20 protein-coding genes and 1 other RNA gene are annotated in these 20,220 nt (G+C 33.7%); 3 read left to right on the top strand and 18 right to left on the bottom strand.

The window, feature by feature from the left end; translation table 11 throughout:
- Nucleotides 1–38: 38 nt before the first annotated feature.
- Nucleotides 39–356: a PTS sugar transporter subunit IIB gene (locus EAI80_RS06555; RefSeq protein ID WP_055234226.1), complete on the bottom strand. Its 318-nt coding sequence runs from the start codon at nt 354–356 to the stop codon at nt 39–41.
- A 150-nt stretch (nt 357–506) separates the two neighbouring features.
- On the opposite strand from EAI80_RS06555, the gene EAI80_RS06550 reads away from it, so the two are divergent.
- Entirely contained in the window at nt 507–1,046 is a 540-nt protein-coding gene (locus EAI80_RS06550; RefSeq protein ID WP_129981400.1) for a YfcE family phosphodiesterase, read from the top strand.
- A 33-nt stretch (nt 1,047–1,079) separates the two neighbouring features.
- On the opposite strand, the gene EAI80_RS06545 is transcribed toward EAI80_RS06550, so the two are convergent.
- The 10 genes from EAI80_RS06545 to parE all read right to left on the bottom strand — a co-directional run bounded on the left by EAI80_RS06545 (nt 1,080) and on the right by parE (nt 12,606).
- Nucleotides 1,080–1,406 carry a helix-turn-helix transcriptional regulator gene (locus tag EAI80_RS06545; RefSeq protein ID WP_006506644.1) on the bottom strand — a complete coding sequence of 109 codons (327 nt, stop codon included), beginning with the start codon at nt 1,404–1,406 and terminating at the stop codon, nt 1,080–1,082.
- A gap of 98 nt (nt 1,407–1,504) precedes the next feature.
- Entirely contained in the window at nt 1,505–3,814 is a 2,310-nt protein-coding gene (locus EAI80_RS06540) for a U32 family peptidase (protein WP_129981399.1), read from the bottom strand.
- Nucleotides 3,815–4,507 carry a 5'-methylthioadenosine/adenosylhomocysteine nucleosidase gene (locus tag EAI80_RS06535; protein WP_129981398.1) on the bottom strand — a complete coding sequence of 231 codons (693 nt, stop codon included), beginning with the start codon at nt 4,505–4,507 and terminating at the stop codon, nt 3,815–3,817. It lies immediately after the preceding gene.
- Nucleotide 4,508: 1 nt separating this feature from the next.
- Entirely contained in the window at nt 4,509–5,222 is a 714-nt protein-coding gene (locus EAI80_RS06530; RefSeq protein ID WP_129981397.1) for a class I SAM-dependent methyltransferase, read from the bottom strand.
- Nucleotides 5,222–5,566 (bottom strand): ribosome silencing factor, encoded by a 345-nt coding sequence (gene rsfS / locus EAI80_RS06525; protein ID WP_129981396.1) that lies wholly within the window; start codon nt 5,564–5,566, stop codon nt 5,222–5,224. The genes EAI80_RS06530 and rsfS overlap by 1 nt, the downstream gene beginning before the upstream one ends.
- Nucleotides 5,559–6,659 (bottom strand): nicotinate-nucleotide adenylyltransferase, encoded by a 1,101-nt coding sequence (locus tag EAI80_RS06520; RefSeq protein WP_129981395.1) that lies wholly within the window; start codon nt 6,657–6,659, stop codon nt 5,559–5,561. The genes rsfS and EAI80_RS06520 overlap by 8 nt, the downstream gene beginning before the upstream one ends.
- Entirely contained in the window at nt 6,659–6,943 is a 285-nt protein-coding gene (gene yhbY / locus EAI80_RS06515) for a ribosome assembly RNA-binding protein YhbY (RefSeq protein WP_129981394.1), read from the bottom strand. Before yhbY ends, EAI80_RS06520 begins: the two co-directional genes overlap by 1 nt.
- Before the next feature lie 11 nt (nt 6,944–6,954).
- Nucleotides 6,955–8,043: a ribosome biogenesis GTPase YqeH gene (yqeH, locus tag EAI80_RS06510; RefSeq protein ID WP_129981393.1), complete on the bottom strand. Its 1,089-nt coding sequence runs from the start codon at nt 8,041–8,043 to the stop codon at nt 6,955–6,957.
- Nucleotides 8,044–8,114: 71 nt separating this feature from the next.
- Nucleotides 8,115–10,664, bottom strand: a complete 2,550-nt coding sequence (gene parC / locus EAI80_RS06505) for a DNA topoisomerase IV subunit A (protein ID WP_129981392.1) — start codon at nt 10,662–10,664, stop codon at nt 8,115–8,117.
- A 10-nt stretch (nt 10,665–10,674) separates the two neighbouring features.
- A complete protein-coding gene (gene parE, locus EAI80_RS06500) occupies nt 10,675–12,606 on the bottom strand; it encodes a DNA topoisomerase IV subunit B (RefSeq protein WP_129981391.1) in 1,932 nt (643 codons plus the stop codon).
- A 104-nt stretch (nt 12,607–12,710) separates the two neighbouring features.
- Between parE and plsY the strand changes: the two genes are divergently transcribed.
- Complete coding sequence (gene plsY, locus EAI80_RS06495; RefSeq protein ID WP_022424388.1) at nt 12,711–13,319, top strand: glycerol-3-phosphate 1-O-acyltransferase PlsY; 609 nt, start codon at nt 12,711–12,713, stop codon at nt 13,317–13,319.
- A 14-nt stretch (nt 13,320–13,333) separates the two neighbouring features.
- Here plsY and EAI80_RS06490 read toward each other — a convergent pair whose 3' ends face one another.
- From EAI80_RS06490 to EAI80_RS06460, 7 genes are all read right to left on the bottom strand, one after another.
- A complete protein-coding gene (locus tag EAI80_RS06490) occupies nt 13,334–13,966 on the bottom strand; it encodes a histidine phosphatase family protein (protein ID WP_129981390.1) in 633 nt (210 codons plus the stop codon).
- Nucleotides 13,967–13,993: 27 nt separating this feature from the next.
- Nucleotides 13,994–14,197 carry a YneF family protein gene (locus tag EAI80_RS06485; RefSeq protein ID WP_006506632.1) on the bottom strand — a complete coding sequence of 68 codons (204 nt, stop codon included), beginning with the start codon at nt 14,195–14,197 and terminating at the stop codon, nt 13,994–13,996.
- A gap of 123 nt (nt 14,198–14,320) precedes the next feature.
- The gene (gene tkt / locus EAI80_RS06480) at nt 14,321–16,291 is read right to left on the bottom strand and encodes a transketolase (protein ID WP_129981389.1); all 1,971 of its coding nucleotides are present in this window, start codon (nt 16,289–16,291) and stop codon (nt 14,321–14,323) included.
- Nucleotides 16,292–16,388: 97 nt separating this feature from the next.
- The gene (locus EAI80_RS06475) at nt 16,389–16,616 is read right to left on the bottom strand and encodes a DUF896 domain-containing protein (RefSeq protein ID WP_022424391.1); all 228 of its coding nucleotides are present in this window, start codon (nt 16,614–16,616) and stop codon (nt 16,389–16,391) included.
- Between the two features lie 29 nt (nt 16,617–16,645).
- Nucleotides 16,646–16,803, bottom strand: a non-coding RNA gene (gene ssrS, locus EAI80_RS06470) — 6S RNA.
- 34 nt (nt 16,804–16,837) lie between these two features.
- Nucleotides 16,838–18,130, bottom strand: a complete 1,293-nt coding sequence (locus EAI80_RS06465; protein WP_129981388.1) for a pitrilysin family protein — start codon at nt 18,128–18,130, stop codon at nt 16,838–16,840.
- Complete coding sequence (locus EAI80_RS06460) at nt 18,102–19,394, bottom strand: pitrilysin family protein (RefSeq protein WP_129981387.1); 1,293 nt, start codon at nt 19,392–19,394, stop codon at nt 18,102–18,104. The genes EAI80_RS06465 and EAI80_RS06460 overlap by 29 nt, the downstream gene beginning before the upstream one ends.
- Before the next feature lie 325 nt (nt 19,395–19,719).
- Here EAI80_RS06460 and EAI80_RS06455 point away from each other — a divergent pair, with 325 nt between their 5' ends.
- Nucleotides 19,720–20,154, top strand: coding sequence for a DUF6431 domain-containing protein (locus tag EAI80_RS06455; protein ID WP_129981386.1), 435 nt, complete (start codon nt 19,720–19,722; stop codon nt 20,152–20,154).
- Nucleotides 20,155–20,220: the final 66 nt, after the last annotated feature.

Raw genomic sequence — 20,220 nt, 5'->3', positions numbered from 1 at the left:
AAAAGAGAAGGAATGATTCCTTCTCTCTTATGTTTATGTTATTCACCTAATAATTTAAGAGCAGTAGCAAGAACAGCCTTACCGTTCATAGTTCCGTAATCTCTCATATCGATAACGTCAACAGGGATAGCACCAGCTTTTCTTGAAGCAGCTAATTTTTCGATTGCAGCTTTCTGGAATCTAACCTGTGGGCCAAGTAAGATACAGTCAACTTCTTCTAGCACTCTAGGTGCATCAGAGAATGGTAAAGCGAAGATTTTTGCTTCAACTCCCTGTTCCTTAGCTGCGGCTTCCATTTTAGTTACTAATAAGCTAGTAGACATACCTGCAGAACATACTAATAAAATTGTTTTCATTGTCATTACTCCTTTTCTAATTTCTATATTAATTATACTAATTTTTAGCCATGATGTAAACACTTACCCAAAAGTTTTTTTTAGCATAATACAAAAAATGATATTCAAAAGGCTATAAATTTAATTTATAATATTTTAGAGGTGGTTAAAATGAAGATATTAGTCGTAAGCGATTCGCATATGTATAACGATATATTAGAAAATATCACAAATAAATGGAAAAACAAGGTGGATTTATTGGTACATTGTGGAGATTCCTCTCTCCTTCCAGATGATCCATTACTTAAAGATTATGATATAGTTGTACATGGAAATCATGACGAAGAAGTCTTTCCTCACTATGTAGTTTACAAAGATATATTTGTGACCCATGGTAATGATTATCATGTCTATACAGGCTATGATGAACTTATACAAGCATGTAAAGAAAATCATTGCACGATATGTTTTCATGGACATACACATGTGCCTACGATTCAGATTCATGAAGGAATCACTTTTGTGAATCCTGGTAGTGCTATGATCAATCGAGGAAACTATGGTTATGGAACATATGCTATTGTGGAGACAGAACCATTTAATGTCATCTATTATGATAGTCTAGATCATCATATCTGTAACCAGGAAGTTCTTGAAGAAGGTATGGTAATACTTGATGACTTCAAAAAGATTGTAAAGAATATGAAATAAGGGAGATAGCGAACTATCTCCCTTTAAAAAATACTATTTTTCTTCTAATCTTTTTCTCTTATATTCAATGATGAACATGACTTCCTTTAGATCTTCATCTGGTAATTCAGATAATAATCTAGCAATATTCGCAATATTATAGTAGTCATATTTCTTGCCACTCATGATTTCTTCAACACTACGTCCATATAAGCGTGAAAGAACTTTTAATTCCCCTACTGTTACATCTCTTTTACCATTTTCAATATCTGAAATTGCAGAATGAGGTACATTAAGATGTGCAGCAACTTCTTTTTGTGTTAAGTTCTTAAAAGTTCTATAAGTTTTTAGACGTTTAGCGAGATCCATATCTAATGCCATAAGTTTACCTCCCCATTTCTATCTGGGGTTTATTATAACACAAAAAAATAAAGGTGGCAATTTAGGAATTATGAAAAATATAGATTTTATCTAAAATGTTATTTGAAATATCCTACTACATAAGGCTTCTTTAAATCACTTTTTTTCCCTTTAGAAGTACGTTTTTTTATGTCTTCTAAAACGGTTACAGTCGCATTTTCATCTTCTGTAGTCAACATAATAAAATATGAAATATTTAGAGATTGATGGTTTTCTACATAGATTGGTTCATTATGTAGTATATGATTACGACATTGATCATCAGTAAAGATATCAAAAGGAACACCTTTTCTATCTACAATCTTATAAGAATGTTTCTTGCACATACCACAATGTGGTACTTTCTTATGGAAATAAGATTGTGAAATGACACAATGTTCACTGATCATATTCTCTGTTTTACCATAGATAGGTAAAATAAGATCAGCATTATAATCCTTCATCTGTTTAATCTGTTTTCTTGTACATTCAAATGATGCAATGACTGGTTCTTTAAATGCATAAGCATCATAATGGTTATAAATATTAAATCCCTGACCAATAATAAGAGGATGCTCTTTTAATAATCTATAGCTTCCAAAGTCATTGACAATTAATGTATTGAATTCTTTCAATAAAGGATTGTGAATGACTTCTTGTATATCTTTATCATGCATAATACGAGGTAGATAAAGATTAGGTACTTTATCATATTTTTTGAAGCATTCTAATGCTTCTTTTAGATCTGCATTATAGTAGTAATATACATGATCATAATCTCTTAAGGCAATTTCTAACTGTTTTATATTAGAAACTACTACATGATACTCAGATACACTTTGTGGAATGACTTTAAGAGGCTGTATTTCTTTAATAGGAGCGTTGTGGTGCTTCTTAAAGGTAAATAATGCATCTAGTTTAGAAAGCGCCTCACGACGCATATTATTGATGATTGTGATAGGTATAAATAATTCACCATATAACTCTACATCAATCTTATTTGCTTCATACACAGTATGACCAAGCTTATTGAGATGATCAATGATATTCTCTTTAGTGGCAGCACGCTTTGATGCTTCTTCAATGATCTGTTCACTTACTACAGATACTTCTTCATCATCACATTTTACAACAAGTGTACAAGGCTTATTAAGAGATGCTTTAAAGGACATATCAATCTTTCGATATTTCTTTTCTTCCTGATATGTTTTCTGCATACGGTTAATTGTATCTACACTGATTGTCTTATTAACAGTTCCACCCTTCACTACATCATCAAACTCAATCTGAACATTCATGCCTGCTTCTGCTTTATTGATGAGCTTATTTTGATAATAAATCTTATTGACAGGTCTTCCTTTATCTATTTCTGTAAAGACAATAGAATCACCCTGCGTTAAATCATTTTTTAGGGCTATAGAGACACGTTTACTACGGTAGTCATATCCTTTAACATAACCTAAGAAAACGCCTTGGTTACCTGAAAATGTCTCATCTACAATTTTATCAGCATGAAATGGATAACCAGATGTATAATGGCGATTAAACATCTGTTTCATATCATTGAAGTTCTCTTTTGTATAGTTAGGTGTATTCTCATAATAATGTTTAATAGCTTTAGAATAAACCTGAGTGACTGCAGCCACATATTCAGGACGCTTCATACGCCCTTCTATCTTTAAAGAAGCAACGCCTGCTTCAATATATTCATTAATATGATCAGATGTACATAAATCCATTGTAGACATGAGATAGCTTGTATCATTCACTTTGCCATCTTCTTCTAAACTATAAGGTAAACGGCATGGCTGTGCACAGGCGCCTCTATTACCACTTCTTCTACCTATCATACTAGACATCAAACACTGTCCAGAATAAGCCACACATAATGCACCATGTGCAAATACTTCTATTTCTAAATCTGTATGAGAGCAGATATATTTAATTTCATCAATGGTATTTTCTCTAGCAAGAACGACTCTTTTAACACCTAGATCTTCAAAATAACGTAATGCCTCTAATGACATCACACTCATCTGAGTAGAAGTATGAAGTTCCATATCAGGATATCTTTCATGAACGAGCTTTAATAAGCCAATATCTTGAATAAGAAGTGCATCTATTTGTAACTCATATAAACTATCAATTAATGAAAGAACATCTTTCATTTCATCATCTTGATATAGTGTATTAACAGTTACAAATATTCTTACATTTCTTAGATGTGCATACTGTATAGCCTGGTCTAGTTCTTCTAGATTAAAGTTCTTAGCGAAGGCTCGTGCTGAAAAGGCAGTTGTTCCAAGATAAATCGCATTAGCGCCATTCGCAATAGCGCCCTGCAGAGACTCAAAATCACCTGCAGGGGCCAATAATTCAATTCTATTCATTTATACAAGTTTTTGAGCTAAATCATAGCACATACGTGCTGATGACTTTGCAGCTTCCTTAAGATATTGATCAAACTGGATAGAACTGCTGCCTTTATCAAAAATATCACTTAATCCACGTACAATAATAAATGGTTTATTAAAGACTGTACATACCTGAGCTACTGTTGCAGCTTCCATTTCAGAACATAATGCATCAGGGAAGTATTCTTTGATTGCATCAACCTGATCTTTTCTTGCAACAAATTGATCACCAGAGACAATAAGACCACTATATACTGTTAAGCCATTATGTTCAAAGATTTCTTTTGCATAAGAAACGAGTGTCACATCAGCTTCATAGTAAAGAGGCATATCAGGTACTTGTCCATATGGACGTCCAAAAGCAGTGACATCGACATCATGATGCGCTACCTTTTCACTGATGATAACATCTCCGACGTTTTCTTTTAAATCAAGTCCACCTGCGGAACCAACATTGATGACATGATCAATATCAAAGTTCTTTAATAAAAGAGTAGCTGAAATAGCTGCATTGACTTTACCAATACCACCCTGGACAACTACAACTTCTTTTTTTCCTAATAAACCTTCATAAAAATGATAATTACATTCCTGGTATTCTTTTTCAACATTCATTAAAGCAAGTATTTCATTGACTTCTTCTTCCATTGCACCAATAATACCTAACATGTTAATCCCTCACTTTCTTTACTACAAATATAATACGTTCACACTCTTCCTTGTATTCACCAAAATCACTATAATACGCGATTGACTTAAATCCTGCTTTTTTAAGCATTTTGACATACTCATCTACAGGAAGTGTTTTTTGACGATGTGTTTCATCAACATGATGACCATCTTCGTCAATAATAATATGATGGGTAATAACACCTTTGTGATCACTTTCTACATCCCATGAGAAGAAGAAATCTTCATCTTCATTCTTTTCATGATAATCATCTAAGATCACATTACATTTATATAGACTGTTCACATCAAAAATAAATGTTCCATTATATTTTAAACCTTCATAAACATTATTAAAGACATCTTGTACTTTCTTCTTGCTTAAAACATAGTTAATTGCATCTGTTAAACAAAGAATAGTGTCTACAGGCTGAGATAAGGCAAAATCACACATATCAATCATTTCAGTTAGAAGTTCAACACCTTCATCCTTAGCTTTTAAGGCAGTGATGTTTACCATATCTTCAGATAAATCAGTGGCTAGAACCTGATGACCTTCTTTCGCAAGTTCAATAGCAGTTAATCCAGTTCCACATCCTAGTTCTAATATTGTTTTAAGATTAGCATGTTCATGAATGAATTTTAAATATTCAGAATAGAAGTCTGGGTCCATTAAAGAATCATAATAATAAGAAAACTCTTTATAGGCAGCCATTATGCAAGATACTCCTTGATATCAATAGTAGGCATATCACTCCATAACTTCTCTAAGTTATATTCTTTACGTGCTTCTTCAGAGAAGATATGACAGATTACATCACCTGCATCAATAAGAATCCATTCCGCATTACCACGGCCTTCTATGCTCTTGATTTCAAAACCGTTCTTTTCGCACTGGTCAACTACATTATCCTGAATCGCATTTAATAAACGTTTATTAGATGCAGTACATAAAATAAATGTGTCATATAAAGGAGAGGCGTTCTCCATATTGATTGCCACAATATCCTGGGCTAATTTATCGTCCATTGCTTTCACAATACATTCTACTTTAGTCATTATTAACTCCTTTTACATATTTATCATAAACTTCAAAGAAACATGGGTCGATTGGACGATGCTTCTTTGTGGAAAATTCATAAAAATCAGTCAGACAGTTTCTAAATCCTGCTTCAATATCATGTTTACATAGAGTAATCTGTTCTGATGAATCATAACCTCTTAAAGGGTCTAACTTATCAGCACAATATAAACACATTCCAAGAAGGCTCATAGATGTAGAAGCTGTTGTATGATCTTCAATGGCTTTTAAGATTTCTTCATCACTGATAAGAAATTCATTCTCACATACATAACGTGAGAGCCATTGATGCCAGATAGGTTCAGGCTGATCTAAATGAGAAGCATAATGCTTCTTCATTAATTTTTTAGCCTGATCATGAGGCATTTCTTTTGCAACATCATGCATCATACCGGCAATATAGCCTTTGAGAGGATCAATGCCATTGCTTTTACAGAAATCTCTTGTGAGAGAAGCGACACTTAGAGTATGCTTATAGCGTTTTTCCTTCATTCTATTTCTAATCATTGTATCAAGATATAAGCCATTTTGAGAAATATATCTAAGCACATCTTTATCAAGCATATCTAATGCCCCTTCTTTAATTTCTGTGCTAGATGCTGTGATTTCTACATTATCCATCTTAACAAAGTGATATGTCTCTAAATTAGGATGAGCTGTAGGATAACCACCTCTATTAAAGGCGACTAGCTGGACTAATTCTGATATTTCTTTAGCTTCTTTCCATTTTTCAAACGCCATAGCCTGATCCATACCCATTAAATAATATAAATTATCATTAGGATACATTTCTTTTAATGCATGAATCGTATCAATTGTATAATTCTTTTCATCACTTGTAGAATCAAGTTCAATAGTACAAACCCTCATTTTTGGTTCCTGGTGAATCGCAATCTCTATCATTTCTTTACGCTTATCGCCAGGGGCATTCTGTTTATCCTTCCAAGGGTTGTTTTTAGTAGGAATGAAGTAAAATGAATCAAGAGAAAGCAAAGATAAAGCTTCCTTTGCAATCTCTATATGCCCTTTATGGATAGGATCAAAACTACCACCAAGTAATCCAATATTCATTAGATCTTATAAATACCTTTTTCACTTGATTTATAGAAAACAATTGTATGTCCAATAATATGAACAACATCTGCTTTAGTACCCATTGAGATTTCTAAAGCTACTTCATTCACTGTTTCAGGGCAAGTATCTAATAACTTCACTTTAATAAGTTCTTTAGCCTTTAATGCATCATTGATGCTGTTGATCTGTTTTTCTCCTACACCATCTTTACCAACCTGAAAAATTGGCTTTAAGCCATGTGCTTCGCTTCTTAAAAATTTCTTCTGTTTACTATTTAACATTCATATATCCTCTAAATTAAACTTTCTCTCATAAATACATCAATACCTTCAGGTACATAAACCTTGATTTTACCCTTAGGTGCATGAATACATATAAATCCTAAACCAGAAATCACAATATCACGCTTTTCTTCTGGTAAAGTGAATTCATAAGCCTTCATTTCTTTCATTGATGAAGCACGTCCATAAACCTGTAACTGCTTATGTCTATCAAACAATTCATCTGCTTTTTCAGTCTTTGTACGATGAATCTGCATATTTCTAGAGAAGTAGCAGATGAAGTTTCCTTTATCTCCCTTTGTATAATCAATTCTTGCAAGACCGCTAAAGAAGATTGACTGATCATCATTCAACTGGTATATCATTGGCTTTACTTCGCCCTGAGGCATAATATAAGCCAAATCCTTTTCATCTACAACAGATGTGTACTGATGTTCATTCATGATACCTGGAGTATCATATAAAGATGAATGATCATCAAGAGGAATCTTGATTAAATCAAGAGTGGTACCAGGGAATTCACTTGTAGTAATAAGATTAGATGCATCTGAATAGTTCTTCAACATACGGTTGATAAATGTAGACTTACCAACATTAGTAATACCTACAACATATACATCACGGCCGTGACGGTATTCATCAATCTTATCAAAGATTTCATCAAAGTTCATATTCTTCTTACCACTTGTAATAACTACATCAAGAGGCTTGATACCGTATTCCTTGAACTGTCTTCTTACCCATGTATTAAGTCTATGTTCCTTTAAAGACTTAGGTAAGATATCTCTCTTATTCGCTAGTACAAGTACATCATTATATCCAATATGACGCATAAGACCAGGCACAAGAGAACCATTAAAGTCAAATAAGTCAACGATATAAACAACTAAACAATCTTTTTCTCCTACAGTCTGTAAAACATGTAAGAAATCATCTTTAGTTAAATGAGATTCCATCTTCTGATGATAATGCATTAATTTATAACATCTCTGACAAAGAATCTTTTCCTTGCTTAAAGCAGATTCTGGCACATAGCCAGGCTTTTTTATATCAGCGCTTTGAATGATGGCGCCACATCCATAACATCTTATTTCTGTCATATATACCTTCCTTTTCTTAGGTCATTTTACACTATTTTTAGTCAATTACATAGAGCTAGCAAGGATATTTCCTACTTTTCATCAAGATAATCATCCATTGAAATGAATTCAAACTCAGTATCAGGGTCCCCTTCCATTTCATCAAAGAGATTTGGATCTTTAATTGTAAGATCTACTTTATTTTCTTCTAATTTCTTTTGTACATGTTCTTCAATAATCATAGAACGAGTGAGATGTACATCATCAATAAAGTCAAATGGACATTGTTTTAAAGTATTGGCCTTAGCACTTAGTGCACCAAAGCTAATATCTTTAGATACAATCTTCATTGTTTCTGTACCACTCTTAACTATAAATTCATTCTGTGGATTAGATATGAATCCAGTAAAGATTTTAGTTGGTTTAGTCTTTAATGACTTAAATAGTAATGTTCCTTTTGTTGCACGATGACATGCTGGAATATCACTGATATGTATACGTTTGAAATGTGTTGGGTTTAAAATAAGTAATAAAGAAGAGACAACTGAAGGATCAAAGACACACATAAAGGCCACTTCATCATCACGCATATTAATACCCTTTACACCACCTGCTTTTACACCTAATACAGATATTTCATCTTCACTATATAAAGTACCATATCCTGCTTTAGTGACAGTAATAATACCCTTTGTTCCATCACTGATATCAACACTCACTAATTCATCATTGTCTTTCAAGTTCATACACTTTAATGGCTTAGAGAAGCGGCTGACATTAAAGTCTTTTATACTTACGCGTTTAATTTGTCCATTCTTACTTGATAAGACAACATACTGGTCTAAATCGAATGATTTCACAAGAATATTACCAATAATCTTCTCATCATTACCTAATTTAATTAAATAACTTAGATGTTTGCCTAGATCCTTCCACTTGAAGTCTTCTAACTTATAAACAGGGACAAAACAATAGTTACCCTTGTTAGTAAATGAAAGAATAACATCGAGTGTATTGGCTTCAAATAGGTCAACAAGCATATCCGTATCTTTCTTACCAAATGTATTTTCATCAGATGCTTTATAAGAACGTGTAGAAATCTTTTTGAAATATCCGTCACGTGTAATAGAAACATATACATCTTCAGAAATAATCATTGCCTGCTGATTGACAGATGTATCCATGATTTCATCTTTGATTTCAGTGAGACGAGGTGTTGGATACTTCTTCTTAATCTCTTTTAACTCATTTATAATTACTTTTCTTAATACTTTTTCACTATTTAAAATCGCATTTAAGCTTTCAATAAGAGCCTGTAATTCTTTTTGTTCATTTTCTAAGGATACAATATCAGTATTTGTCAAACGATAAAGCTGTAAAGTTACAATGGCTTCAGCCTGTCTTTCAGTAAAGCCAAAAGCATTCATTAAATTCACTTTTGCATCTGACTTATCTTTAGATGCACGAATTGTTTTTACAACTTCATCTAGAATAGAAATAGCTTTAATAAGCCCTTCTACAATATGTTCACGTTCCTGTGCTTTATTAAGATCAAAAATAGAACGCTTAGTAACGACTTCACATTCATGCTTGATATATCCATCAAGAATATCTTCAATACCCATAAGTACTGGACGCTTATCTTTGATTGCAGTCATATTATAGTTATAGTTCTTCTGCAAATCTGTATTTTTAAAGAAGTAGTTTAATGTATTTCTTGCATCAACATCTTTCTTTAAATCTACTGCAATACATAATCCATTACGGTCAGATTCATCTCTGACTTCAATGATTCCATCAATATCACGATTAAACTGAATTTCAGCCATTTTTCTTACAAGTTCAGCTTTATTCACTTCATAAGGAATTTCTGTAATAAGAATCTGATTGATATTCTTCTGTTCAACAATTTTATAACGTGAACGGACAACAACCTTTCCACGACCAGTTCTTAAGGCTGTCGCAATATCACTTGCACCTTCAACTATAGCACCTGTTGGAAAATCAGGCCCTTTAATAAATTGATGAAGATCATCAAATGAACAATGAGGATGTTTAATACGGTAAATAGTAGCATCAATCACTTCCTCTAAATTATGAGGAGGAATATCAGTGGCATAACCAGCTGAAATACCTGTGGCCCCATTGACTAATAGGTTTGGATACTTAGCCGGGAATACAGTTGGTTCATATTCTGTATCATCGAAGTTAAGTGCCATCGGCACTGTTTCTTTATCTATATCTTTAATTAAATCTAACGCAATTGGTGCTAATCGTGCTTCAGTATAACGCATGGCAGCAGCCGGGTCATTATCAATAGACCCGTTATTACCCTGCATATCTACTAAAGGCATACGCATCTTCCAGTCCTGTGATAAACGGACCATCGCTTCATAAACAGAAGAATCACCATGAGGATGATAATTACCAATAACTGTACCAACAGTCTTAGCTGACTTACGATATGGCTTAGTAGGAAGATTTCCTTCCTTCCACATAGCATATAAAATTCTTCTTTGTACTGGTTTTAATCCATCTCTTACATCAGGTAATGCACGATCCTGGATAATATATTTAGAATAACGTCCAAAGCGGTCACCCATGATATCCTCTAAGGACATAATAATATTTTTTTCTGTCATGTTTGATCACCTATCCTTCCATAAAGAAGCTATCTTCTAATGAGAACTGTACATTGTTTTCAATCCATTCACGTCTAGGCTGTACCTTATCACCCATTAATACAGAGACACTTCTTTCTACAATTGCTGCATCATCAATAGTAACCTGAATAAGAGTACGAGTTTCAGGGTTCATAGTTGTTTCCCATAATTGTTCTGCATTCATTTCACCAAGACCTTTGTAACGCTGTACATCATAGCCTCTTCCCATTTTCTTACGAGCGGCTTCTAAATCCTTTTCATCCCAGCAATAAATAACATTATCTTTTTTGCCAGACTTCTTAGAAACCTTATAAAGAGGTGGCATGGCAATATAAACCTTACCTGCTTTAATCAAACCACGCATATAACGATAGAAGAATGTAAGCAATAAGATCTGGATATGTGCCCCATCAGTATCGGCATCGGTCATGATGATAATCTTATCATAAGCACTATCATCCGCATTAAAATCAGCACCTACACCCGCATTTATTGTATTAATCATTGTACTGATTTCTTCATTCTTTAAAATATCTGCCTGTGTGGCTTTTTCTGTATTAATAACTTTACCACGAAGTGGAAGAATAGCCTGAAACTTACGGTCTCTTCCCTGTTTTGCACTACCTCCGGCAGAATCCCCTTCGACAAGATATAATTCATTCTTACGCTTATTTTTGGATTGTGCAGGTGCTAACTTACCACTTAAGAATTTTGCTTCACGGTTATTCTTACCTTTTCTTGCCTGCTCCTTAGCTTTACGCGCTGCCTGTCTTGCATTAGCTGCCTTGATCATCTTTTCAATCAGTTTCTCTGCAATATCTTTATTTTCTTCTAAGAAATAAGTAATACGTTCAAAAGTCACATTTTCTAGAATATTACGGGCAATAGGAGAACCAAGCTTAGATTTGGTCTGACCTTCAAACTGAAGATACTTTTCTGGAATCTTAACAGAAATAATTGCATTCAATCCTTCACGTACATCACTACCTTCAAGATTCTTATCTTTTGCCTTTAATAAAGCATATTTTCTTGCATATTCATTAAATACTTTAGTTAAACCAGAACGGAATCCTACTTCATGTGTACCTCCATCTCCAGTACGTACTAAGTTAACAAACGAAATAATATTTTCCTGATAACTTTGTGTAAACTGCATCGCAATTTCTACTTCTATTTCATTATTGGTATCATCAAAAGAAATAATAGGTGAAACAGCTTCTTTATCATTATTGATCCAGTCAATAAATTCTTCTAAGCCCTTTTCATACTGATATGTTTCATCTTTATCAGTACGTTCATCAATAAGTTCTATTGTCATTCCCTTTAATAAAAATGCATCTTCACGGAGTCGTTCACTAATTGTCTGGAAACTAAATGTTGTGGTAGAGAAAATAGATGCATCAGGCTTAAAATGAATAATAGTACCTGTTTTATTAGTTTTTCCTACTTTTTTTAACTTTCCAATTTTTGTAGCACCATTTTCAAAGCGCTGTGTGTGAATCACACCATCACGATGGACAGTCACCTCTAAGAATTCACTTAACGCATTGACGACAGAAGAACCTACACCATGTAGTCCTCCTGAAGTTTTATAACCACCATCTTCAGAGAATTTACCACCTGCATGTAATACAGTAAGAATAACTTCTGTAGTTGGCTTTCCTGTTTCTTTATTAATACCTGTTGGCATACCACGGCCTTCATCTTCGACCGTCACGCTATCGTCTTTATGTAATGTAACTGTGATCTTCTTACCATAACCAGCAATGGCTTCATCAATAGAGTTATCAACAATTTCCCATACAAGGTGGTGTAAACCACGAGAATCAGTTGAACCAATGTACATTCCTGGTCTTTTTCTTACGGCTTCTAGCCCCTTTAATATTTGAATATCGGATTCATCATAATGTGTATTTGACATGAGCATACCTCCTCAACTTGACCAGTATAACACAAAAAGGTTTTTTTAGGAAAGTTTGATTTTTTGTAGTATTTATGTATAATGAATTTTTGTGAGGTGAGTCGATGAAATATTTAGTTATAATCATCTGTTTATTAATAAGTTATCTATATGGTTCAATACCTTTTGCATTAGTAATTGGTAAAGTGTTTTATAATACTGATGTTCGTCAATATGGATCACATAATCTAGGTGGTACCAATGCAGGAAGAGTACTAGGCAAAAAAGCCGGAATGACAGTTATTTTACTTGATGCAACAAAATGTATCATTACTATCCTATTAACAGGATGGATTGCGAAAGTATCTGGTATTTCAGCAAATATTATCTATCCATGTGCACTATTTTGTATGATTGGTCATTGTTATCCTATCTTTGCGAATTTCCAGGGTGGTAAGGCTGTATCAAGTGCAATCGCCTATACATTAATGACTAATATATATGGTTTTATTATCGCAGTTGTGGTATTCTTAATTACATTAAAGACAACTAAGTATGTATCTTTATCTAGTATCCTTGGTGCAACAGCTGTACTCATTGCATCACCATTTATTGGATATTCTACAACTGGAATCATTACTAATATATGTGTTGTCGCACTTATTGTCTATAGACATCGTGCAAATATTATAAGAATAAAAGAAGGAACAGAAAATAAAGTCAAATGGTTTTAGCCATTTGACTTTATTTATTTAGAAAATGATTCATTTGACTGGTGTGGAAGGAAATCATTATTTCCATAAACTTCGACACTAAACTCGCCATTACTATAATCCACAATTGTTTCAGAACAGCCATCCACAACAGGACTATTGACTTTAATATAGTCAATTCTTTCAAGGTTCATGATAGTGGCCATAATAATAGTAAAACAGAATCCATGAGTGACAATAAATACGTTGTCATAAGGCTTCTTTACAAGATTATTTAAGAAGTCTTTAACTCTTTCTTCAATTTCATCATAGGTTTCCCCTTCTGGAATACCATTGGATATTTCAGGATGACACCATAAATCATGATAAGTTTTCTTATATTCCTCTGGAATTTCATTAATTTTCTGTCCTTCTAATATTCCAAAGTTCATTTCTCTAATGCGTTCATCAGTAATGATGGGCTGCTCATCAAACAAGAGTTTTGCAGTATCATAGGCACGCTTAATAGGACTAGAATAAATAGCATCATAATGGTTATTCTTGATATGTTCTTTTAATGCAAGAATATTGTCCATGCCTTCAGGACTTAAAGGAGAATCTTTACATCCCTGAAGTCTTTTTTCTTTATTCCAAAGCGTTTTAGAATGTCTCGTAATTGTAATTTTCATATTAAATAAAAATAAGGGTATTATCCCTTATTTATACTGATCATTGACACTTTTCATGATTCTCTTGATCTGAGTTTCGCTAGGTTTACGTCCCATTTCCATAAACATAGCACGAATCATTTTTTCTGAAATTGGTGGGTTTTTCTTTAATTCTCTCTTGAACATCCATCTTGCAAAGAAGAATCCAACAAGAGCACCAATAATTGTAGTAATAATATATCCTGCTACCATTGTAAATACCTCCGTTAACGTTAAATAATTATATCAAACTAGATTATGTTTGTAAATTGTTTTAGTGTTTTAGCACTAATTAAAGAGAGAATATCCTAAGATACCCTCTCTTTTTAGTTGTTTTTATAATGAATTGTATTCTTTTACTACGTTTTCTACAGTAAAACCATATTCTTTAATGACTTTGCTTGCTGGAGCACTCGCACCAAAAGTATCAACACCCATAGTCTTACCATCTAAACCTACATATTTATGCCATCCAAAATCAGATAACATTTCTACAGAAAGACGCTTTCTGCAACTATTTGGTAAAACGGATTCCTTATATTCGTCGCTCTGTGCATCAAACAAGTTCATTGAAGGCATAGAAACAACACGTACTGAATGTCCCTGTTTTTCTAATTCTTCCTGTGCATGAATAGCAAGACCCACTTCAGAACCAGAAGCGATAATGATACCTTCTAAGTCACCAGATTCTTTTCTAGCAATATAAGCACCATGTAATACATCTTCATAAGTAGAATTTGTAAGGTTTTCTACTGGCTGTCTAGTAAGAATTAATGCGACTGGCATGTTCTTTGTTTCAACAGCAATCTTCCAAGATGCAAGCATTTCATTCGCATCAGCTGGACGTAATACCTCAACATCAATACTGCTTCTAAGCATTGCAAGCTGTTCAACAGGCTGATGTGTAGGACCATCTTCACCAACTGCAATAGAGTCATGTGATAATGGAAGAATGATTGGACATTCCTGTAAAGAACCCATTCTTAAGGCTGCTTTAAAGTAATCACTGAATACTAAGAAGCCCCCTGCTGAAATCTTAACACCCTTATGTAATGTCATACCATTCATGATAGACACCATTGCGAATTCTCTGATACCAAAATATACATTTCTTCCAGTATAGTTTTCACAGCTAAATCTTCCTTCACCCTGGATTGATGTCTTAGTAGATGAAGATAGATCTGCAGTACCAGATAAGAATGTAGGGTTCTGCATAGCCACTTCCTGAATAATTCTATGAGAAATATTACGAGTTGCTTCTGTATAACCTGGTTTGAATTCCTTTTGAAGTTCTGTAATATCTAAATGATAATTACCTTCAATAGCATTTTTATATTCTTTATATTCTTCTGGATACTTTTCAGCATATTCTTCAACAGTCTTTAACCATTTCTTATATGCTCTTGTACCACGGTCTTTTACGTTCTTCTTGAAATCAGCATAAACTTCTTCAGGAACATAGAAAGGATCGTGGTCAAATCCATAAGATAACTTAGCATTCTTACCGTCTTCTTCACCTAGAGGTGAACCATGAACTTTATTAGTTCCCTGGTTGCAAGAACCATAACCAATAACAGTTTTCATGATGATAATAGATGGTTTGAATAACTCTTTCTTAGCACGCTTTAATGCATGGTTGATAGCTTGAATGTCATTACCATCAGCCACTTCGATAACCTGCCAATTCATTGCTTCATATCTCTTCTTTACATTTTCACTGAATGAATATGAAAGAGGACCATCAAGTGTTACTTCATTGGCATCATAGATAACAATTAACTTACCTAATGAAAGATGACCAGCAAGAGACGATGCTTCATAAGTCACACCTTCCTGCATATCACCATCACCACATAATACATATGTGTAATGGTCAACAATTGAACAATCTTCCTTGTTGTACTTTTCTGCAAGGAACTTTTCAGCAATTGCCATACCTGTGGCTGTAGGAACCCCCTGACCTAAAGGTCCTGAAGATGCATCTACACCATCTGTGATAGTGATTTCTGGATGTCCAGGTGTTTTTGACTGCCACTGTCTGAACTGTTTTAAATCATCAAGACTTAAATCATAACCAGAAAGATGTAATAAAGCATAAAGTAAAGAACTAGCATGACCACTTGCAAGAACAAAGCGATCCCTGTTTTGCCAACTAGACAAAGAGGGATTTATGTTCATCACCTTAGTAAACAATGTGTATAAAGCAGGTGCGCCATCTAGAACCATACCTGGATGACCAGAATTTGCCTTATTGATCATGTCAATACAAAGCGATCTTATTGTAGCGATCGATAAATTCGAATCCATTTCGAGTACCTCCTAATCACCATCATTATACATAATTTTATTGATGTGTAAACCATTTTTTACGCAATAAAAAAGACAATCTTTTCACAAAGACTGTCTAATTTACTTTTTTATGCATTCTTGCTTTTGCAGGAGTGACATCGTTACCATTTGCATCAACAACTTTGATACTCTGAAGCTGCTGTTCAAAGCCTCTTCTAAATTCTTTTAGGTATTTTTGTCTAAGCTTCTGCTGACGAACCTGTTCTTCAGGTGTAAGACCTACTGTCTTCTTTTTATGAGCAAGTGCATTAATTTCATCGATGAGTTTCTGATCAATAGCCATAACGACCTCCTGTATAATTTAAACAAACGAAAAGACCTAAGAGGCGTTGATTATCCCTGTTAAATACAGGTGGGCACCTTGTGAAAAACTTTAGGATCCCTACTCGTAGCAGGTCTTCAACACCGTCTTTCTAACAATCAGGTTCCCTTATCAAAAATGTAGGAAATCCATATACTCTCAGGTCACCACCATTATAGCATAAGCACCTTTTTAGTCAACATCTAGGCGTTATCCTTAAGTGGTCTGACAATAAAATTAGATGTTAAATCCTTGCAAAATAGAGGTAAAATATTTTTAATGTCATCGATAGTAAGAGCCTGATAGGCCTCAAATAGATCAAATAAATTAATACCTTCTAAATAGTACTGGCTAAATAATGAAGCAATTGTTTCAATAGAATTGAAGAAGCCAATAAGAGTTCCTATATTATTTCTTTTCATTCTATTGAATGCTTCTTCATCCAGTGTCATATGAGGAATATCTTCAATAAGTTTATGTATATGAGATACAAGTTCCTCAGGTTTAGGACTATCTCCTGCAAAAATAATATGAGAGAAATCACGTTCCTGTGAGAAGTTAGTGAAGAAAGAATCATTGATGAGTCCCTTCTTAGTCCATTCATCTCTTAAATCACTGCTCTTAGAGAATAACATATCCATGAAAATATAGAATGAAAGTTGTCTTTTGAGTTTTTCTTCAGGTGATTCAGGCACATTGTTGACTTTTATTGCAACATTGACCTTAGTCATAGTAACATCCATCTCATTTTCTTCATAAGCTTTAAAGATGGTTTCTGGTTCATTATGATCCCCTCTTACAATTGGTGGCATATCATTGAAATCTTTCTTTGCCTGATTATCTCTAATAATAGACATGAGGTGTTCTGGATCAAAGTTTCCTGACACAAATAACATCATATTCGATGGATGATAGAATGTATGATAGCACTTTTGTAAGATGTCATAATCAATTTCTGCCACTGTTTCAACAGTACCTGCAATATCAATTCTAACAGGATGATTATGATAAAGGTTGCTGATGGCACCAAAATAACCACGCCAGTCAGGATCATCATTATACATGCCTATTTCTTGATTAATGATGCCCTTCTCTTTTTCAATACTTTCAGATGTAACATTGAGTTCCTGAACGAAATCTAATAATAATTCAGTACATTCATCAACATTTGCAGCTGTATTGAACAAATAAGCAGTACGGCTATGAGAAGTGAAGGCGTTACTGCTCGCACCAAGTGCAGCAAACTTTTCAGATGCATCTCCATCTTCCATATCAAACATTTTATGTTCTAGAAAATGAGCGACACCATCAGGTACTGTGATTAAATCTGTTTCTCCTAGAGGAACAAAGCTACGGTCAATAGAACCAAAACGTGTTGAAAACAAACCATATGTCTTAGTAAAGCCATCTTTTGGCATCAAATAGACATTAAGTCCATTGCTCATCTTTTCATGATAGAGTGTTTCTTTAATTGTTGGATAATAAGTTTTCTTCATAGAACTCCTTTCCAGTTAAGAAATAGATGGTATCTAATTCTATACTTTGAGCACATTTGATGACATCTTCTTTTGTGACATTTTTAATCGCATTCTGTTTATCTTCAATAGTATCCTGACTATTAATAATATCTCTTCTCCAGTTGAATGAGATAATGGCATCAGGATCATCATCTACTTTAGATAATGCATTGATAAGCATTGTCTTTACCATTGATAATTCTTCATCAGTGATATGCCCAATCTGTAAGTCTTTGATCTGTTTTCCAATTAACTCTTTAGTCTTATCATAATTATTCATATCAATACCTGCTGCAATGGTCATAATACCATTCATCGGATCATAACTTGAATGAATAAAGTAGCATAAGCTGTTCTTTTCTCTGACTACCTGGAATAGTCTAGATTGAGAATAACCTCCTAATAAATTAGAAAATACACTCATTGCAGCTGTATTTTCACTTAAGGTACAGCAGTTTGCCTTATATCCCATAATGAGCTTAGACTGGACGATATCCTGTTTTTCAATAATATCTAAAAGATGTTTACGATCATTTTGATACATATAGGCACTAGGATAAGGATCATGTTTCACTTCTGGGAACTGTAGCTTTTCTTTGAAGATAGAGATAATACTTTCATCTATATCCCCTACTACATAAACATGCTTATCATCATTTTGAATCATATCTTTATATGTTTCTACAAGAGTATAAGCATTGATGTTTTCCATATCCTCTATATAGCCTGTAGAACGTAATCCTAGCACGCTTCCTCTGCCCATATAATCTACCATACGATCAAAGGCATAGCCCATTTTATCGTCCATATCAGCCATAATACGATATGTGATTTCCTGTTTCTTAAGTTCAGTCATTTCTTCATCGAAATGCTCATCTACAATATAAGGATGATTTAATAATTCATTTAATAAATCTACCTGTTTAATGAGTAGATTTTCATTGATAGGAAGGAACTCCTGATTAACACATGTATTCTTAAAAGTAATAATATGACCTTTACCTGCTGAAGAAATATTAGCAGAAAGATTTGCACCATATAAATCTTCTAGTGTTCTAGATAAGTCCTTTTGTGTTGGATGCTTCATAGTTCCAGTGATCATTAAAAATCCTAAAACACTTCTACTTGTGACTGTTTCTCTTGTAAAACGTCCTTTAAAACGAACAGAGATTGTAATATCTTTAAATTTCTTAGATGAAATCAAGTGGAGTTGATATCCATTCATTTGATAGATCTTGTTCATTGTATACCTCTTTTCTTTCTCTATTCATTATAACTTTTTTGTATAGTAGTGCAAGAAAAAAGGACTCCCTAGGGAGTCCAGCTCTATTAACGTTGAGTAACTAAATAGACTTGGGGTTTACTCAAGCTTTGAAAAAGTCAGGGGTATGAACTCCTGGCTTTGCTTTTATGCTGTCAACTTTTTAGGGGCAGTTTTCTGCTATCTGTTTTGTTTATTTCATAAATCATTTATCATGTTCTTAAGGTCAATAAATCTATAGAAAGAAAAAAAGGATAAGCATCGAAGTTTGGCCACCGAAATGCTTATCCTGTCCAATAAGAACACTATGATAATAATAAAACTTTCATCTAAAATCAAGCATATTACTGAAAATCAATATAAAAAAATTATTCGATCCCTGAACTTCGATGAACTATCATGCCCTAAATGTAATTCCAGAGGTCTCCGTGCGCATGCATCTTATAGCCGCTATGTTGATTTCTTTAAACGTAGTCATAAAATCACAATACAAAGATTAAGATGTCCTGAATGCGGTTCTACTCATGCAGTTCTCATTGAAGATATGATTCCCTATTCCATTGCTTCTTATGACTTGATTGTTGATGTTTTAGCTGGCATAGACTTTCTTGTATCTTCTCATGCTGCTTATCTTAAAGATAAGTATCTGACTTATCCCTTTGATTATGATTCCTTCTGTGAAATGAATACCAGAAAAAATTACCTTGATTTTTTTACGCTTCTTCACATGACTTTTATATAGTACAGCTCTTTTTATTGATATTCTTTCATTATAAAAACGAAAGGAGCTGTACTATACATGAAAACT

This window comes from Catenibacterium sp. co_0103 (assembly GCF_004168205.1).
GTDB classification, from domain to species: Bacteria; Bacillota_I; Bacilli_A; order Erysipelotrichales; family Coprobacillaceae; genus Catenibacterium; species Catenibacterium mitsuoka_A.
The sequence above is the reverse complement of the archived record's forward strand: the minus strand, read 5'-3'. Positions and strand labels throughout refer to the sequence as shown.

Bases quoted from the DNA above. Each gene is read 5' to 3' on its own strand.
- parE (WP_129981391.1), bottom strand. From the start codon at position 12,606: ATGTCAAATACACATTATGATGAATCCGATATTCAAATATTAAAGGGG.
- EAI80_RS06465 (WP_129981388.1), bottom strand. From the start codon at position 18,130: ATGAAGAAAACTTATTATCCAACAATTAAAGAAACACTCTATCATGAA.
- rsfS (WP_129981396.1), bottom strand. From the start codon at position 5,566: ATGACTAAAGTAGAATGTATTGTGAAAGCAATGGACGATAAATTAGCC.
- EAI80_RS06550 (WP_129981400.1), top strand. From the start codon at position 507: ATGAAGATATTAGTCGTAAGCGATTCGCATATGTATAACGATATATTA.
- EAI80_RS06545 (WP_006506644.1), bottom strand. From the start codon at position 1,406: ATGGCATTAGATATGGATCTCGCTAAACGTCTAAAAACTTATAGAACT.
- yqeH (WP_129981393.1), bottom strand. From the start codon at position 8,043: ATGACAGAAATAAGATGTTATGGATGTGGCGCCATCATTCAAAGCGCT.
- tkt (WP_129981389.1), bottom strand. From the start codon at position 16,291: ATGGATTCGAATTTATCGATCGCTACAATAAGATCGCTTTGTATTGAC.
- EAI80_RS06555 (WP_055234226.1), bottom strand. From the start codon at position 356: ATGAAAACAATTTTATTAGTATGTTCTGCAGGTATGTCTACTAGCTTA.
- parC (WP_129981392.1), bottom strand. From the start codon at position 10,664: ATGACAGAAAAAAATATTATTATGTCCTTAGAGGATATCATGGGTGAC.
- EAI80_RS06490 (WP_129981390.1), bottom strand. From the start codon at position 13,966: ATGAAAATTACAATTACGAGACATTCTAAAACGCTTTGGAATAAAGAA.
- EAI80_RS06475 (WP_022424391.1), bottom strand. From the start codon at position 16,616: ATGGCTATTGATCAGAAACTCATCGATGAAATTAATGCACTTGCTCAT.
- EAI80_RS06520 (WP_129981395.1), bottom strand. From the start codon at position 6,659: ATGAATATTGGATTACTTGGTGGTAGTTTTGATCCTATCCATAAAGGG.
- EAI80_RS06535 (WP_129981398.1), bottom strand. From the start codon at position 4,507: ATGTTAGGTATTATTGGTGCAATGGAAGAAGAAGTCAATGAAATACTT.
- EAI80_RS06530 (WP_129981397.1), bottom strand. From the start codon at position 5,222: ATGGCTGCCTATAAAGAGTTTTCTTATTATTATGATTCTTTAATGGAC.
- EAI80_RS06460 (WP_129981387.1), bottom strand. From the start codon at position 19,394: ATGAACAAGATCTATCAAATGAATGGATATCAACTCCACTTGATTTCA.
- EAI80_RS06455 (WP_129981386.1), top strand. From the start codon at position 19,720: ATGATAATAATAAAACTTTCATCTAAAATCAAGCATATTACTGAAAAT.
- yhbY (WP_129981394.1), bottom strand. From the start codon at position 6,943: ATGTTAAATAGTAAACAGAAGAAATTTTTAAGAAGCGAAGCACATGGC.
- EAI80_RS06485 (WP_006506632.1), bottom strand. From the start codon at position 14,197: ATGGTAGCAGGATATATTATTACTACAATTATTGGTGCTCTTGTTGGA.
- plsY (WP_022424388.1), top strand. From the start codon at position 12,711: ATGAAATATTTAGTTATAATCATCTGTTTATTAATAAGTTATCTATAT.
- EAI80_RS06540 (WP_129981399.1), bottom strand. From the start codon at position 3,814: ATGAATAGAATTGAATTATTGGCCCCTGCAGGTGATTTTGAGTCTCTG.